Source organism: Pseudoalteromonas atlantica, from assembly GCA_007988745.1.
Lineage (GTDB): Bacteria > Pseudomonadota > Gammaproteobacteria > Enterobacterales > Alteromonadaceae > Pseudoalteromonas > Pseudoalteromonas atlantica.
On the sequence record BJUT01000071.1, the window covers coordinates 1 to 15,897 of the forward strand.

14 protein-coding genes and 3 tRNA genes are annotated in these 15,897 nt (G+C 41.6%); 12 read left to right on the top strand and 5 right to left on the bottom strand.

Going from position 1 to position 15,897, the window contains the following annotated elements; all coding sequences use genetic code 11:
* From PAT01_RS18445 to purF, 7 genes are all read left to right on the top strand, one after another.
* On the top strand, positions 1 to 2,401 hold a 2,401-nt coding region (locus PAT01_RS18445), incomplete at its 5' end, for a FimV/HubP family polar landmark protein (RefSeq protein WP_318299771.1).
* Between the two features lie 271 nt (positions 2,402 to 2,672).
* On the top strand, positions 2,673 to 3,467 hold the full coding sequence (truA, locus tag PAT01_RS18450; protein WP_054983053.1) for a tRNA pseudouridine(38-40) synthase TruA: 795 nt from the start codon (positions 2,673 to 2,675) through the stop codon (positions 3,465 to 3,467).
* A 140-nt stretch (positions 3,468 to 3,607) separates the two neighbouring features.
* Positions 3,608 to 4,483 (top strand): acetyl-CoA carboxylase, carboxyltransferase subunit beta, encoded by an 876-nt coding sequence (accD, locus tag PAT01_RS18455; protein WP_024032247.1) that lies wholly within the window; start codon positions 3,608 to 3,610, stop codon positions 4,481 to 4,483.
* Between the two features lie 25 nt (positions 4,484 to 4,508).
* Positions 4,509 to 5,774: a bifunctional tetrahydrofolate synthase/dihydrofolate synthase gene (folC, locus tag PAT01_RS18460; protein ID WP_024032246.1), complete on the top strand. Its 1,266-nt coding sequence runs from the start codon at positions 4,509 to 4,511 to the stop codon at positions 5,772 to 5,774.
* A gap of 11 nt (positions 5,775 to 5,785) precedes the next feature.
* Positions 5,786 to 6,421 carry an SPOR domain-containing protein gene (locus PAT01_RS18465; RefSeq protein WP_029772564.1) on the top strand — a complete coding sequence of 212 codons (636 nt, stop codon included), beginning with the start codon at positions 5,786 to 5,788 and terminating at the stop codon, positions 6,419 to 6,421.
* Positions 6,422 to 6,592: 171 nt separating this feature from the next.
* Positions 6,593 to 7,087, top strand: a complete 495-nt coding sequence (locus tag PAT01_RS18470; RefSeq protein WP_004586885.1) for a CvpA family protein — start codon at positions 6,593 to 6,595, stop codon at positions 7,085 to 7,087.
* An 18-nt stretch (positions 7,088 to 7,105) separates the two neighbouring features.
* Positions 7,106 to 8,632, top strand: coding sequence for an amidophosphoribosyltransferase (gene purF, locus PAT01_RS18475; protein ID WP_004586886.1), 1,527 nt, complete (start codon positions 7,106 to 7,108; stop codon positions 8,630 to 8,632).
* A gap of 99 nt (positions 8,633 to 8,731) precedes the next feature.
* On the opposite strand, the gene PAT01_RS18480 is transcribed toward purF, so the two are convergent.
* Positions 8,732 to 9,331, bottom strand: a complete 600-nt coding sequence (locus PAT01_RS18480; protein ID WP_004586887.1) for a Yip1 family protein — start codon at positions 9,329 to 9,331, stop codon at positions 8,732 to 8,734.
* 215 nt (positions 9,332 to 9,546) lie between these two features.
* Between PAT01_RS18480 and miaE the strand changes: the two genes are divergently transcribed.
* Positions 9,547 to 10,317, top strand: coding sequence for a tRNA isopentenyl-2-thiomethyl-A-37 hydroxylase MiaE (miaE, locus tag PAT01_RS18485; protein ID WP_004586888.1), 771 nt, complete (start codon positions 9,547 to 9,549; stop codon positions 10,315 to 10,317).
* Between the two features lie 32 nt (positions 10,318 to 10,349).
* Here miaE and PAT01_RS18490 read toward each other — a convergent pair whose 3' ends face one another.
* From PAT01_RS18490 to PAT01_RS18500, 3 genes are all read right to left on the bottom strand, one after another.
* Positions 10,350 to 11,150: a substrate-binding periplasmic protein gene (locus PAT01_RS18490; protein WP_004586889.1), complete on the bottom strand. Its 801-nt coding sequence runs from the start codon at positions 11,148 to 11,150 to the stop codon at positions 10,350 to 10,352.
* 52 nt (positions 11,151 to 11,202) lie between these two features.
* Positions 11,203 to 11,940 carry a UDP-2,3-diacylglucosamine diphosphatase gene (locus PAT01_RS18495; RefSeq protein ID WP_055253121.1) on the bottom strand — a complete coding sequence of 246 codons (738 nt, stop codon included), beginning with the start codon at positions 11,938 to 11,940 and terminating at the stop codon, positions 11,203 to 11,205.
* Positions 11,941 to 12,024: 84 nt separating this feature from the next.
* Positions 12,025 to 12,516 carry a peptidylprolyl isomerase gene (locus tag PAT01_RS18500; RefSeq protein ID WP_024032242.1) on the bottom strand — a complete coding sequence of 164 codons (492 nt, stop codon included), beginning with the start codon at positions 12,514 to 12,516 and terminating at the stop codon, positions 12,025 to 12,027.
* 412 nt (positions 12,517 to 12,928) lie between these two features.
* Here PAT01_RS18500 and cysS point away from each other — a divergent pair, with 412 nt between their 5' ends.
* On the top strand, positions 12,929 to 14,308 hold the full coding sequence (cysS, locus tag PAT01_RS18510) for a cysteine--tRNA ligase (RefSeq protein ID WP_096041402.1): 1,380 nt from the start codon (positions 12,929 to 12,931) through the stop codon (positions 14,306 to 14,308).
* Positions 14,309 to 14,380: 72 nt separating this feature from the next.
* Here cysS and folD read toward each other — a convergent pair whose 3' ends face one another.
* Entirely contained in the window at positions 14,381 to 15,235 is an 855-nt protein-coding gene (folD, locus tag PAT01_RS18515) for a bifunctional methylenetetrahydrofolate dehydrogenase/methenyltetrahydrofolate cyclohydrolase FolD (protein WP_029772557.1), read from the bottom strand.
* 341 nt (positions 15,236 to 15,576) lie between these two features.
* On the opposite strand from folD, the gene PAT01_RS18520 reads away from it, so the two are divergent.
* The 3 genes from PAT01_RS18520 to PAT01_RS18530 all read left to right on the top strand — a co-directional run bounded on the left by PAT01_RS18520 (position 15,577) and on the right by PAT01_RS18530 (position 15,884).
* Positions 15,577 to 15,653: transfer RNA gene (locus PAT01_RS18520), tRNA-Pro, on the top strand.
* Positions 15,654 to 15,707: 54 nt separating this feature from the next.
* A tRNA-Arg gene (locus PAT01_RS18525) sits at positions 15,708 to 15,784 on the top strand.
* Positions 15,785 to 15,808: 24 nt separating this feature from the next.
* Positions 15,809 to 15,884 (top strand) — tRNA-His (locus PAT01_RS18530).
* Positions 15,885 to 15,897 lie beyond the last annotated feature (13 nt).

A 15,897-nucleotide genomic window follows, 5' to 3' on the forward strand; every position in this document is an offset into this window, starting at 1 on the left:
TGAAGATTCATCTGCCGCTCAAGTAGCAACAGATAATAATACTGAGCGAGATATTGATAGCGCATTAGCTGATTCAGTCGAAGATCTAGCTGATGCACAGGAAGATTTTGACGAAGATGATATTGAAACATTAGCGTCTTCACTTATTGATGAGCCAGAGCTTCTCGAGGAACCAGAGCTTGTAGAAGAACCCGAGCTTGTAGAAGAACCCGAGCTTGTAGAAGAACCCGAGCTTGCAGATGAGCCTGAACTTGTAGATGAGCCAGAGCTCGAAGAAGAGCCAGATCTCGAAGAGGAGCCTGAACTTGTAGAAGAGCCTGAGCTCGAAGAAGAGCCTGAGCTCGAAGAAGAGCCAGAGCTTGAAGAGGAGCCTGAGCTTGAAGAAGAACCCGAGCTTGTAGAAGAGCCTGAACTTGTAGAAGAGCCAGAGCTTGAAGGTGAGCCTGAGCTTTTAGAAGAGCCAGAGCTCGAAGAAGAGCCAGAGCTCGAAGAAGAGCCAGAGCTCGAAGAAGAGCCAGAGCTCGAAGAAGAGCCAGATCTCGAAGAGGAGCCTGAACTTGTAGAAGAGCCTGAACTTGTAGAAGAGCCTGAGCTTGAAGAAGAACCCGAGCTTGTAGAAGAGCCTGAGCTCGAAGAAGAACCAGAGCTTGAAGGTGAGCCAGAACTTGCAGATGAGCCAGAGCTTCGCGAGGAACCAGAGCTTAATGCTGACTTGCTTGAAAACACTGACTTTACAGATAGTTCAGAAACGTTACTCGACCCAGAAGATGCACAGGAAGAGTACACTGACGATACCCTAAAAAGTGTTGATGAATTACTCAACGAGCTACAGCAGGCTACAGACGAAGACTATGTTGAAAACCCTGATTGGGCGTTAGATGATCTTGATGATGACATTGAAGAGGTAGAGGTTGATTTAGGTGACGATCCGCTTGATTCACAAGAAACACCAGCGAGTCCGCTTTTAGATACTCAACCTGAAAATGATGCTATAAATGATACGCTTAGTGATGATATAGACTTTTCAGATGATAAGCCCGAGACGTTAGATGTAACAGAGCAACAGCAATATCTTCCTGATGAGTTATTGGGAGATGAGCTTGATGGTGATGCAACAGGCATGCAGCCAAGCCAAGCTGAACAAGACTTAGCAAACGCACTTTCAGGCAGTGAATTAGATAGCTTAGAAGACGACTTTGATGATGAGTTACTCATTGATAACGATTTTTCAGAGCCAGAGCTTGAGCCGAAGCATACCGATGATATAGGTGCAGATGATAACCACGCTCAAGTGCCGTCATCACTAGATGAATTAACTGATGATGAAAGCCAGCTAGATTTATCTGAAAATACGGATGGAGACGAAGGGGTTTTCGATGATGATTTATTGCAAAGCGTTGATGAGCTAGACGACGAGCTCAATGCATTATTAGATGAGCAAGTAACTCCAAGTGAAGAACTTGACGAGTACCCTGAGTTAGAGCTTGATAACGATGACGAAATTGATTTAGATGATCAGCAATCATATAGTCCGCAAGAGTTACAAGGTGATGAACTTGATGGGCAAGCAAGCGGTATGGCGCCAAGCCAAGCTGAGCAAGACTTAGCAAATGCACTTGCTGGTAACACTGGTATTGATGCATTAGAAGCCGACCTAGATGACGAGCCGCTGATTGATGATGAGCTTGATGCGCCTTTACCGCAAGAGGAACCTCTAGGTGAGGCGAAAACAACGGATAGTGCGCAGGAACAGCCTGATTTTGACGATGCAATTTTAGAACAAGCACTTTCAGAAGACGTTGAAGATGAAATAACAAATTCGCAATTAGAAGCCGAGCTAACACAGGCTGCTGATGATCAAACTAATGAAGACGTTATACCCGACGAGCAGCTAGACGATGAGTTTATGGCTGACTTAACGCAAACCGATTTTGATGCGTTGCTTAGTGAGTTAGGTGAACCGGATGAGTTAAATTTAGAAGATAGCAGCGAATTTGATGTCGACTTTGATAGCCTATTAAACGAAGACTTAGACACTGAAGTTGAAGCGAAAGCGGTGCAAGAAGAGCCTTCGCAAAATGATCAGCAGGCTACAACCGATGATTTTGTTGATATTGACGCGCTACTTGAACAAAGCGATGACTCAGTACTTGAGCATGAACCCTATGACGAGGTTAATATGGACGTAGGGTTAAGTGACTTTGATTCGTTACTTGCAGGCGATAACCCAACAGATGTTGACTTAGAAAGCGGTGGTTATTCTGCCAAGCTTGATTTGGCACGAGCATACATTGAAATTGACGACTTTGACTCAGCCCTTAAAGTGATTGAAGATGTTATTGAAAGTGGCCCTGAAGATGTACAAGAAGAAGCGCAAAGTTTAAAAGCTAAACTTAACTAGAGCATTCATGATTATAAAAACCGCATTAGCTTTGTTAATGCGGTTTTTTTATAGGTACGAATAACTCTAACCTATAAAAAGCACTTAATTAGTTTTAGACGTTTATTAAACCCAGGACGTTAAAAGTTCACTAACTTATCGCTGTGTTTTATTGGGGTAAAATAAATTACTTAATTTTGCGAATAACTATAAATAGACGAGGTTACTTTTATTGCACCGCGAGATAGCATAAAATGCCCCGTTCATTAGCACAGTAGGTAAAGCAGTAATTATGAGAGTAGCACTTGGAGTTGAATACAACGGCGCACGTTACAGTGGTTGGCAACGTCAGTCTCATGTAAATAGCGTACAACAAGAAGTAGAAAAAGCGTTGTCGAGCATTTGTAATCATCCGGTTGAAATAGTGTGTGCGGGCCGCACAGATGCAGGTGTGCATGGCACTGGTCAAGTTGTACACTTTGAAACCCATGCTCCCCGTGAGATGGTTGCATTTACTATGGGAATGAACACGTTACTCCCTAAAGATATAGCGATTCGTTTTGCTCAACCTGTTAGTGAAGACTTTCATGCACGCTTTAGCGCAACAGCGCGTCGTTATCGTTATGTTATTTATAATTACGCTTATAGAGGCGCAGTTATGAATGAAGGCGTTACGCACTTTCATCACCCACTTGATGAAACAAAAATGCAAGAGGCGTGTCAGTACTTAATTGGCGAGCACGACTTTACCTCTTTTAGAGCGCTGCATTGCCAAGCTAATACAGCAAACAGAACTATTCATCATTTATCGGTACAACGCCAGGGCGATTACGTTATTATTGATATTAAAGCGAACGCTTTTTTACACCATATGGTGCGTAATATTACCGGCTGTTTAATGGATATAGGCCTACACAAGCACCAACCTGTATGGTTAAAAGAGCTATTAGATTTAAAAGAGCGTGCTAAAGCCAGTGCCACAGCAAAAGCCGCGGGTCTTTATTTAGTAGATGTAGATTACCCAGAACACTTTAATATTCCTAAAACCCCACTAGGGCCATTATTTTTACCTGACTCGGAATGTTAGTGTTGAATTTATAAGCGTTTATCTAACTACTAAGACCAGTTTTTTATACCGTGTTTGTGTAATTCATGTTTTAATTGAAAAAATCTGTCTGCTACTTATTAGCAGACTCGCGACACAGAACAGCATTAAGAGAGTTGCAAATGAGTTGGTTAGAAAAAATCTTACCTAAAACGACTAAGTCGTCAGGTCGTAAAGAAATTCCAGAAGGCGTTTGGGCTAAATGTACAGCTTGCGATTCAATTTTATATAAAGCTGAACTAGAAAAATCGTTAAACGTATGTCCTAAATGCGACCATCACATGCGTGTGAGCGGCCGTAAACGTTTAGAGCACTTTTTAGATGAAGGTGACCGCACGGAGCTTGGCACTGAGCACGAGCCTAAAGATGTATTAAAGTTTAAAGACTCTAAAAAATACTCAGACCGTATTAGCGCAGCCCAAAAATCAAGTGGCGAAAAAGACGCGTTAGTAGCAATGAAGGGCCGCTTAAAAGGTATTCCTGTTGCCGCGGTTGCTTTTGAATTCTCATTTATGGGTGGTTCAATGGCTTCGGTTGTAGGCGCACGTTTTGTTGATGCCGTAGACCAATGTTTAGAGCACAATATGCCATTAGTGTGTTTTTCTGCCTCAGGTGGTGCACGTATGCAAGAAGCACTTATGTCGCTTATGCAAATGGCTAAAACCAGCGCTGCGCTTGCTAAAATGAGCGAAAAAGGCCTGCCGTTTATATCAGTAATGACCGACCCAACCATGGGTGGTGTATCTGCATCATTAGCGATGTTAGGTGATATTAACGTAGCTGAGCCAAAAGCTTTAATTGGCTTTGCGGGTCCGCGCGTAATTGAGCAAACAGTGCGTGAAACCTTGCCAGAAGGTTTTCAACGCAGTGAGTTCTTATTAGAGCACGGTGCAATTGATATGATTATTGACCGTCGTGAAATGCGCGACACATTAGCACGCGTACTTGCTAAATTTATGAACTTGCCTTCTACCGAACAAGAGCATAGAGTAGCGTAAATTTCAGCTTTACTGATTACACGCTATGACAAATACAATTCCTAGCCAATCATCAAGCCTTGATGATTGGCTTTGTTATTTAGAGAGTGTTCACCCTGCAAATATTGAAATGGGACTCGAACGCGTTGCTACTGTTGCAAATAACATTGGCTTATTAAACACTTCCAGCAAAATTATTCTTATTGGCGGCACAAACGGCAAAGGCACAACTGCACGCTGTTTAGAATCGCTATTACTTGCGCAAGGTTACAGCGTAGGTACGTATGCCTCTCCTCATTTAATTAGATACAACGAGCGTGTGCGCATAAATGGCCAAGAGCTTGATGATCAATACCATGTGGATGCCTTTAACACGCTAGAGCAAGGTCGCGCTAGCACGGCGCTTACGTATTTCGAATATGGCACCCTAGGTGCGCTGGCTATTTTTAAACGCTTTGAGGTTGATTATGTGCTGCTTGAGGTTGGTTTGGGCGGGCGCTTTGATGCCACCAATATTGTTACACCTTATGCAAGCGTGATCACCACCATAGATTTAGATCATAAAGAATACCTAGGCGATACACGAGAGTTAGTTGCTTATGATAAAGCAGGTATATTTCGTCAAAACACGCCGGCTATTATTGGTGATTTAAACATACCACATACAATGACCGATTACGGTGCTGAGATTAAAGCAGGCATGGTTATATCCGGTACTGATTTTATATTCAAAGAGCACGAAGCGCATTTTACATGGCAATATAAAAATTATAATTTGCTGTTAGATAAGCCAGCTATCCCTGCACAAAATGCAGCAACGGCCTTAACAACCCTAGCTGTGCTAAATTTATTGCCAAGTGATGAGGTAATTAAGCATTGTTTAGCTAACTTAGTTGTTGAGGGGCGCTTTGAGCAATTAAGCACTGCACCTTTAGTGTTTACCGATGTAGCTCACAACCCCGAATCTGCTCGTTATTTAGCACTAAAGCTTGCAAGCTATAAAGATAAAGGCTTTAAAATTCATGCATTAGTCGCTATGCTTGCTGATAAAGATAAAGCGGGTGTACTTAAAGAGGTAAGCCATGTAATTGATCACTGGTCTCTTACTAGCTTGCATATACCTCGTGGCGATAACGTTGAAAATATGGCCGCGGCGTTGCAAACTATACCTCATACAGGCACGCATGAACGCTATAATAGTGTGCACGAAGCACTTAATGTAATTATGCCTACACAGCAAAGTGATACGCTTTTAATTGTGTTTGGGTCATTTTTTACTGTTGCAGATGCTATAAACTACTTTAAAAAATAGAGAGAAAGTCGGTGAACTCAGGTTTTATAAATCGTTTAGTCGGAACCAGTATTGTGGTGATCGCAGCAATTGTGTTTATTCCTAATATACTCGATGGCGAAAAGGTCCACTACAAAGAGGGCTTTAAAGCTATCCCTGAACGCTCTGAGTTTAAAACTATTGACCTTCAAGAGTCTATAGATGAAAAAGTAGCGCAGGCTGAGCCTTTAAAACAAGAGCAAATTGAAGACATAGCTGCCGATGACGATGTGCTAACAAGCAAACAAAGCCAATACGCAGCAGAGCCTGAAATAGTCGAAGCAAGCATAGAGCCTCAAACTGCGCCAGAGCCTGTAGCGAAAGCGCCAGAGCCGGTAAAAGCAAAACCTATTGCACCACGTAAAAGTGAAGAAAACCTCACTGATATGGCCTATGTAATTCAGCTAGGTAGTTTTTCCCATGCGGCTAATGTTAAGGCCTTACAAGCTAAGCTTAAAGCGAAAGGCTTTAAAACGTTTACAAAACCAATTAAAACGCCAAACGGCACATTGACTAAAGTGTTTGTTGGGCCCTCGCTTGATAAGGGGGAGCTGACCAAAAAGTTACCCGAGCTTAAAGCGCTTACCAAGTTAAACGGTAAAGTCACCCAATACAGTGTCTCTAATTGATTTTAAAAGGCCTTACTATAGTAAGGCTTTTTTTGTATTTAAGGGCTAAAAATAGCCGTTAAAGTGATAAGTTTTTGTACGTGCTAGTTGCTGGTTATCTCCCGCTTTAACTTGCATATTAACGAGGTTTGGGTATAGAATGCGCCCCAAAATAGCGACTAATTGGTTAATATGATCTGGGTTGATTACGCCATTCTTGGCATCATTGCACTGTCTACCATCATCGGTTTAATACGCGGCTTTGTTAAAGAAGCTATGTCATTAGCAGTATGGGCTTGCGCTTTTATCATCTCTAGTTTGTTTTACCAATATTTAGCTTCCTTCCTAACAAGTATTTCTGAACCCCTTTTAAGAAATGCGGCGGCCATTGCCATACTCTTCTTTGCGACGCTACTGTTAGGCGGTTTACTAAACTACATTTTAGGTGAGCTTGTACAACGTACTGGTTTATCTGGCACCGATCGTGTCTTCGGCATTGTTTTTGGTGCGTTACGAGGCGTGTTGGTCGTGAGCGCGTTACTCTTCTTTCTTGATGCTTTTACTGGTGCACCAAACACGCACTGGTGGGGCAATTCTATTTTGATTCCAGAATTTGGCTTTGTTGTTGAATGGTTCTTTTCGTACCTAGAAAACAACTCGAGCTTTTTAAATTCAGTAAACCGTTAATCGGCGAGGATAAATTACATGTGTGGTATCGTTGGGATAGTCGGAACATCTCCTGTTAATCAGGCGATTTATGATGGCTTAACTGTTTTGCAGCACCGAGGTCAAGATGCCGCGGGCATCATTACCATTGAAAACAATACGTTTAGCTTGCGCAAAGCAAATGGCCTAGTAAAGGATGTGTTTCACACCCGCCATATGAAACGACTACAAGGCACAATTGGTATTGGCCACGTACGTTACCCTACTGCTGGCTCGTCAAGTTCATCTGAAGCGCAGCCGTTTTACGTTAATTCACCATTTGGTATTGCGCTTGCGCACAATGGTAATTTAACCAATGCTGAAACTCTAAAGCAGCAACTGTTCTCAGAAGCGCGTCGTCACGTTAATACAACGTCTGACTCAGAAATACTACTTAATATCATGGCACATGAGCTAAGTAAGTCTGACAAATTACATTTAGACGCTGAAGACATCTTCACTGCAGTGACCGAAGTAAACAACAAAGTAACCGGTGGCTACGCCGCTATTGCGATGATTATTGGCCACGGTGTTTTAGCATTTCGTGACCCTAATGGTATCCGTCCTTTGGTATTTGGTAAGCGTGAAACCCCTAAAGGCACTGAGTACATGTTTGCCTCAGAAAGCGTAGCATTAAAGCCAGACGGCTTTGAATTTGTGCGTGACGTTGCACCAGGTGAAGCGATTTACGTAACTGAAGATGGCCAATTTCATTCACAAAGTTGTGCTGAAAAAGCCTCTTATGCGCCGTGTATTTTTGAGTTTGTTTATTTTGCTCGCCCTGATTCAACCATCGATCGTATGTCGGTTTACGCAACGCGTGTAAACATGGGTACTAAACTGGGTGAAAAAATTGCGCGTGAGTGGAGCGATAAAGACATTGATGTTGTTATCCCAATTCCTGAAACCTCATGCGATGTGGCGTTAGAAATTGCCCGTATGCTTGATTTACCTTACCGCCAAGGCTTTGTTAAAAACCGTTATATTGGTCGTACATTTATCATGCCTGGCCAAGAAATGCGTAAAAAGTCAGTGCGTCAAAAGCTAAATGCGATTGACCGTGAGTTTAAAGGTAAAAACGTTTTACTGGTTGATGATTCAATTGTACGCGGTACAACCTCGGCACAAATTGTAGAAATGGCCCGTGAAGCCGGAGCAAAAAATGTGTATTTTGCCTCAGCAGCACCAGAAATTCGTTTTCCTAATGTGTATGGTATTGATATGCCATCTGCCGCAGAGCTTATTGCGCATGGCCGCGAAGTTGAAGACATTAACCAAAGCATCAGTGCTGATGGCTTAATTTTTCAATCGCTAAACGATTTAATTGCCGCTGTAAGCCAAGAAAACCCAGAAATTACTAAGTTTGAAACCTCTGTATTTGATGGGCAATACATTACCGGTGATATCGATCAAGATTACTTAAACCATATTGATCAATTGCGTAACGACTCGGCTAAAAGTAACCGCGAAAACGCCATGTCATCAGGCCTTGAAATACACAATCAAGATGCCAACGAAGCTGATTAATGTGTGATTAAACATAATCAGACATAAAAAAAGGAGCTAATTAGCTCCTTTTTTGCGAAGGAAAGAAAGGGAACACTTCATATCAAACAACGTGGTTGATTAGGTAAACATTGGACTCACAATGCCGTTAGTCCAAAGTATTGCGGTTACAGCTAAAATTATTACCAATAAAATTAGCCCGCAGGTAACAACAGAGCTGGCATAAATAAAGCCGCGCTCTTGTGGAATATGCATTAGTATTGGCACGCCTGTATAAAGCAAGTACACCGAGTAGGCTAGGGCAATCATACCTACGCAAACAACAAACCACAGCTCAGGTAAAAAAGCGGCTAAGGCCGACATAAACACGGGTGTAGCAGTATAAGCGGCAAGTTCAAGCGTTTGTGTAAAGGTAGGTTTAGCACCAAATGTAACGGCCATCCAATGGGCTAAATAGGCCAGTGCAAACACACCGGCTATTAACGCACCATACATAGCCACGGCAATTAGCAGTGCGCTTTCATGCGTTAAAAATACTGGGTTGCCCGCACCAATACTCCAGCCTAAATACACCGATGAGTAATACCCCATAATCGATGGAAATAATGCAATAAGTAAAATATGCGACAGGCTATAAGTCAGGCTTTCGTGGCGGTTATCTATTGTTTGCCATTCTTCGAGTGGGTGGGCATAAATGCCCCACAGGTGGTTCAGTATCATAGCGGTACTCCATAAAAGGAACGTATTACTGTTGGTTATAATTTAGTTTTAGTTAGTTTGTTTTTTATACAGTACCTATATTTATGGTTTAGTTCATATACAAAGTCAAGTTAACTGCTTATTAACATTTTAAAGAGGTTGTTTTAGCTCGTTTTATTCTTCGTTATTTTTCGTGTTAAAATGGCTTTTTATTATTTGAAGTAACGAGCAGCCCTGTGCCACATAGCGAACTTTTAGCCCCTATTAATAATTTTTTATTGTGTGAAACCCCAAATGAATGGGTTATTGAGGCAGTAAAAAAAGAAAATTTATCGATTATTTTAATCGATCACTTAATTTGTGAGTTAAAAGCAGCGCAAAGTGCAATGTTTTTAATTCGTAAGTACGCGGTAGATAAAGACAGCAGCGATGCATTACTTGAATGGCTAAAGCCCTTTGAAACACTTATTTATAAACGCGAAGGTAATTGGCGTGATTTAGCGGCTAAAAATAAACTTACAAAATCTATTATCCCAAAGTCTAACTCACCTTACGGGCAAGATTTAATAGATAAAATGGTGATGCTAATAAAAGAAGAATTACATCACTTTTATCAAGTGCTCGAAATAATGGACGAGTATGGAGTAGAGTACCGCAGTATTACACCGTGTCGTTACGCTAAAGGGATGCTACGTAACGTTAAAACGTTTGAGCCTAATGCATTAGTCGATAAACTAATTGTAGGTGCTTATATTGAGGCTCGCTCATGTGAGCGTTTTGCTGCACTTGCTCCACATGTTGATAAACGCTTAGGCGATTTTTATATTTCATTGCTTCGCTCTGAGGCGCGCCATTATCAAGATTACTTAACACTGGCACAAGAAATTGCTGATTTTGATATTACTGAGCGAGTCGACTTTTTTGGTAAAATTGAGGCTGATTTGATCACTAGCCCTGATGAAGACTTTAAATTTCACAGTGGCGCTCCTGCACTAGTTACTAATTAAAGCAGTGTTATTTAGCTCTTCAAGCACACCGGTTAGTTAGGTGTGCTACTTCTTTCTATAAAGTCTATGAGCTCAAGCGCCGTGCTTTGAGAAAAGCCATGTTTTACTAATAGCTCTTTTGCGGTGCCATTGTATAAAATAGTAGAAAAGCCTTGTTCAAGCGCGTCTCTTTTTTGTTTTGCATCAGGGTCAGACTTTGGAAACATAACATGCAGTTGATGATGCTCTAAATCGGGCGAAATATATTCAACTTGTGGCGCGCCGGGTTCATTAAGCTTTTCGGTGTTTTTTAACCAGTATTCACCCACTTCTTTAGTGCCTGCTACTAAGTCTATTCGTCCTTTTTGAAGCATATATAAACTGTTAATTAACCCGCGAGTTGAGGTTACGGCCAGTCCATTACTTTCAGAAAAAACTTCACTTACTGCGTAGCCAACGCCTTTACAAATACTGTATGGCTGTAAAGAGTCCATACTGCCGTCATAGTTTATTTGTCTGTCTTTGAGCTTAAATAGTCCAACGTATACGTTAGCAAGTGGGCGCGAATAATAAAAAAGATCAGTACGCGACTTTGTATAAAAAGCGCCTAAAATTGCATCTTTTTTATTTATTTTGGTAAGCTCCAGCGCTCTGTTCCAGCTGGTAAACTCGATGTCGTTATTAATATTTTGATTAGCTAAGGCCGCTTTAGTTAAGGCAGTAACCCAGCCGTTATCAATTAAGCGCTCACCAATATAGGGTGGGGAGTTTTCGGCGACAAGCTGCCAATTTTCTGAGGCGTACCCTTTGGAAAAAATGCAACAAAGCACCAAACAATAAATAGCTTTATACATATATCCTTATCCTATTACCAAAAAGTACTTAAATAATAGTCAGGATTTGAGATTATGCGAAGGGCGTATTAATGAGTTTTTGACCTTGTGGAGTAACCACTAAATATGAGCCTTGAGTATACCAATCACCAAGCACAGTGCGTGTTAGTGTTTGCTTACCTACAGTGTAAGTGTGTACGTTAGGGCGGTGGGTGTGGCCGTGTATCATGTTGCTTACATTATACTTGGCAAACATCGCTAGTACGGCGTCATCTACTACGTCTAAAATTTCTATGGGTTTGTCGGCTTGGCTTAATTTGCTTTTTTCTCTGGCATTGCGAGCAATTTTTTTTCTGTACCATAGTGGCATTGCTAACATTAATTTAGGCCACCACCAACCGCGACTTTTTTTACGAAACTTTTGATACTCAATATCTTGAGTACACATTTCATCACCGTGCAAAATAACAGTGGGAGTGCCATATAAATCTATAACCGTTTGCTCGTTTAGCAATACCATACCTGCGCGTTTAGCGTATTGCTCACGCATAATAAAATCGCGATTACCGTGTATAAAGTACACTGGTGTACCGCCATCTTTAACGGCTTTTAAATGCTTTGCAACCTCACTAGCCAATTCTGTTACGTAGTCATCCCCAACCCATACTTCAAAAAAATCACCTAAAATATACAGTGCATCTACGGGCTTACCAATAATGTGTGTATTTATAAAGCGATAAAAAGCCTCGCTAATATCTGGGCGGTTTTCACTTAGGTGTAAGTCTGCAATAAAGTAGGTTTGAGAAGTCATAGAGGCATCTAGTTAGGTTAAATAAAAGCGGGCGCATACATAATGTACCATGCCCGCTTAATTACTCAGTGTATGAGTAAACGTTTAGCTTACAGTAACGTTTTCGATGATTACATTTTCAAGCGGTACGTCTTGGTGAAAACCAGCGCTGCCTGTTGCTACACCTTTAATTTTATTTACTACGTCCATGCCTTCAACTACTTCAGCAAATACACAGTAACCCCAGCCTTGCGAAGTTTCGCTGCTGTGGTTTAAAAAGTCGTTGTCGTTAACGTTAATAAAAAATTGGGCTGTTGCTGAATGTGGATCAGGCGTACGCGCCATTGCTAATGTACCTACTTTATTAGATAGGCCATTATTTGCTTCGTTTTGAATTGGGTCGTTAACGTCTTTTTGTTCCATACCAGGTACAAATCCACCGCCTTGCACCATAAAGCCGTCAATTACGCGGTGAAAAATAGTGCCGTTGTAAAAACCTGAGTTTGCGTACTCTAAAAAGTTTTTAACTGTGTTTGGAGCTTCTTGCTCAAACATTTTAATGGTGATGTCACCAAAATTAGTGTGTAGAACAACCATGTGGTTTCCTATATCTGGTTTAATTAGTCGCGCTATTTTATCTTAGTTAACTAAGATAAACAAAGTGCTTGTTCAATATATCCAAAGCTGCCCAAGGTATATACTTGTGCGTTTTACAGGGGGTTAATATCGAGGCGGTATTTTGCCGTTGTGGTATTTTTTTCAATATATAACCACGCACAGAGCAAGAGCCTATTAAGCAATAAACAGGGTGGTTTAAAACTGATTTTTACAGTGTTATTAATTTTAACAACAGAACCTCTATTACATACAATCAAGGCCTTGCCTAAATTGGTTTTAATTCCAGCTTAAACACGCGCATTGAGGTGGTTTGGGTATAAAAAGCGCTAGAGCGGGGGCTTTTCAAGTGTTAACATAGCCAACTCAGCAAACAGTCAAGGACTAAAAGTAAATGGTACAAATATACAACACACTCACGCGACAAAAAGAGCAGTTTAAACCTATGGTCGAAGGCAAAATCGACATGTATGTGTGTGGTATCACCATTTATGATTTTTGTCATATCGGTCATGCGCGTACATTTGTCGGGTTTGATGTTATTGTCCGCTACCTTCGCCACCTTGGTTACGACTTAAAATACGTACGTAATATTACCGACGTAGATGACAAAATAATCAAACGCGCAAACGAAAATGGCGAGTCAATTAATGACCTAACTTTGCGTATGACCCAAGCCATGCACGAAGACTTTGATAGCCTAAACATGCTGCGCCCAGATATTGAACCTACGGTTACAAACCATATGGATGAAATTATCGAAATGGTTGAGCGCTTAATTGCAAAGGGCCATGCATACGTAGCAAACGACGGCGACGTGCTTTTTGATGTTTCTACGTTTGAGCAGTACGGCGCACTATCGCAACAAGATTTAAGTATGCTCCAAGCAGGCTCTCGCGTAGAGGTTGCACAAGATAAAGACGATCCGCTTGATTTTGTATTGTGGAAAAAAGCAAAAGCAGGCGAGCCTTCTTGGTCATCTCCGTGGGGAGAAGGGCGTCCGGGTTGGCATATAGAATGTTCAGCAATGAGCTCAAAGCATTTAGGTGAGCATTTTGATATTCACGGTGGCGGCTCTGATTTACAGTTTCCGCATCACGAAAACGAAATTGCGCAATCATGCTGTGCAAACAATGGCAAGTATGTAAATACGTGGATCCATACAGGCATGGTACAAGTAAATAAAGAAAAAATGTCTAAATCATTAGACAACTTTTTTACTGTGCGTGAGGTATTAAAAACATATGACGCTGAATCAGTTCGTTACTTTTTAATATCAGGGCATTACCGTAGCCAGCTAAATTACTCGCAAGAAAATTTAGATCAAGCACGTTCATCGCTTGAACGTATTTACACAGCACTTCGTGGTGTTGAGCCAATTACGTGCGATATTGAAAACAATGAGTACGTGGCTAAATTTAGAAAAGCCATGAATGATGATTTTAATACACCAGAGGCGTTACCGGTGTTATTTGAATTGGCTAAAGAGCTAAACCGTGTTAAAGACACCGATACACAGCAAGCAGGGCAGTTAGCATTTGTGCTACGCAGCATAGGCGAAGTACTTGGTGTTGCCCAGCAAGCACCTGAATCGTTTTTGCAAGGCGGGCAAGATGATGATGAAGTGGCCACTATCGAAGCGCTGATTGTAAAACGTAATGAAGCGCGCGCAAACAAAGATTGGGCTGCTGCTGATGAAGCACGTGATGCACTAAATGCACTCGGTGTTGTGCTTGAAGACTCAGCAGGTAAAACAACGTGGCGTAAAGCGTAAATGCGTTAAAGTAGCTTTTAAACTAAAAAGGGTTGCCAGTTGGCAACCCTTTTTTAATGCTAAGGCATTAAATTAACTGTGGTATTTTTCACATGCTTCGAGGGTATTTTCAATTAAACTTGCTACAGTCATTGGGCCAACGCCACCCGGTACAGGAGTAATAAAATCAGCTTTTTGCTCTGCAACACTGTACTGAACATCGCCCACTAACTTGCCTGTATCTAAACGGTTAATACCTACATCAATCACAATCGCACCTTCTTTTACCCACTCACCAGGTATAAATTCAGGTTTACCTACGGCCACTACTAATAAGTCTGCGCGGCGCACATGGGTTTCTAAGTCTTGTGTAAATTTGTGACATACCGTTGTAGTACAACCGGCAAGTAATAACTCAAGCGACATAGGACGGCCAACAATATTAGAGGCACCAACAACTACCGCATGCATCCCTTTGTAACGCACGCCCGTTGAATCTAATAAGGTAATAATCCCTTTGGGTGTACATGGGCGCAGCGCCGGCATACGTTGCGCTAAGCGGCCAATATTGTAAGGGTGAAAACCGTCTACATCTTTATGTGGTGTAATACGTTCTAAAATCTTTTCTGCATCTAGGCCTTCAGGTAGCGGTAGTTGCACCAAAATACCATCTACTTCGCCATCGTTATTTAGCTCATCAATTAATGCTAGTAGTTCTTCTTCGCTGGTTTGCGCAGGTAAATCAAATGACTTTGAAATAAATCCTACTTCTTCACACGCTTTACGCTTAGAGCCAACGTAAACTTGGCTTGCAGGGTCAAGCCCTACCAGTACTACTGCTAAACCGGGTGCACGTAAACCGTTTGCAACGCGTTCGCTTACGCGCTCAGCCACTGCACTACGTACTTGTTTTGCGATTGCCTTACCATCAATGATGTTTGCCGTCATGGGGGACCTTTAATTGGGGTTAAATAAACTTCGATACTTATATTTTAAAAGCATTTGCATATAAAGAGGGGTGTATGCAAAAAATTAATTTTATTAATGCTTTTTTAATATGCAGGCTATTTTCGCAGAAAAGGCCCGAAGCGCCAAGTTGCTTTTAGGTTATAAACCGGTGTTTTCAAAAAAAGCGTCTAAATTTCAGCTTAGTTTTGCAATATTTAACCATTATGAACTAAAAATGACCGATTGATTTATTTTATGCAAAAAACGTTTGACCTCTCCCAGGCAAATCACTATTATGCACCCCGTTGTCAACGAGGTCACTCGCAGGCAATCGTAAGCATCGGCGATTAGCGCAGTTTGGTAGCGCACTTGGTTTGGGTCCAAGGGGTCGCAGGTTCAAATCCTGCATCGCCGACCACTTCTTTTATTTTTATAATAGAATAGCTTACAGGCAAACTATGAAGTTTTCGATGCGCCCGTAGCTCAGCTGGATAGAGCAACGCCCTTCTAAGGCGTTGGTCGAAGGTTCGAATCCTTCCGGGTGCGCCATTTGAAAACAAAGTAAATACCGTGGTGATTGTAGCTCAGTTGGTAGAGCCCCGGATTGTGATTCCGGTTGTCGTGGGTTCGAGCCCCATCAGTCACCCCAATTTACTTCGAGT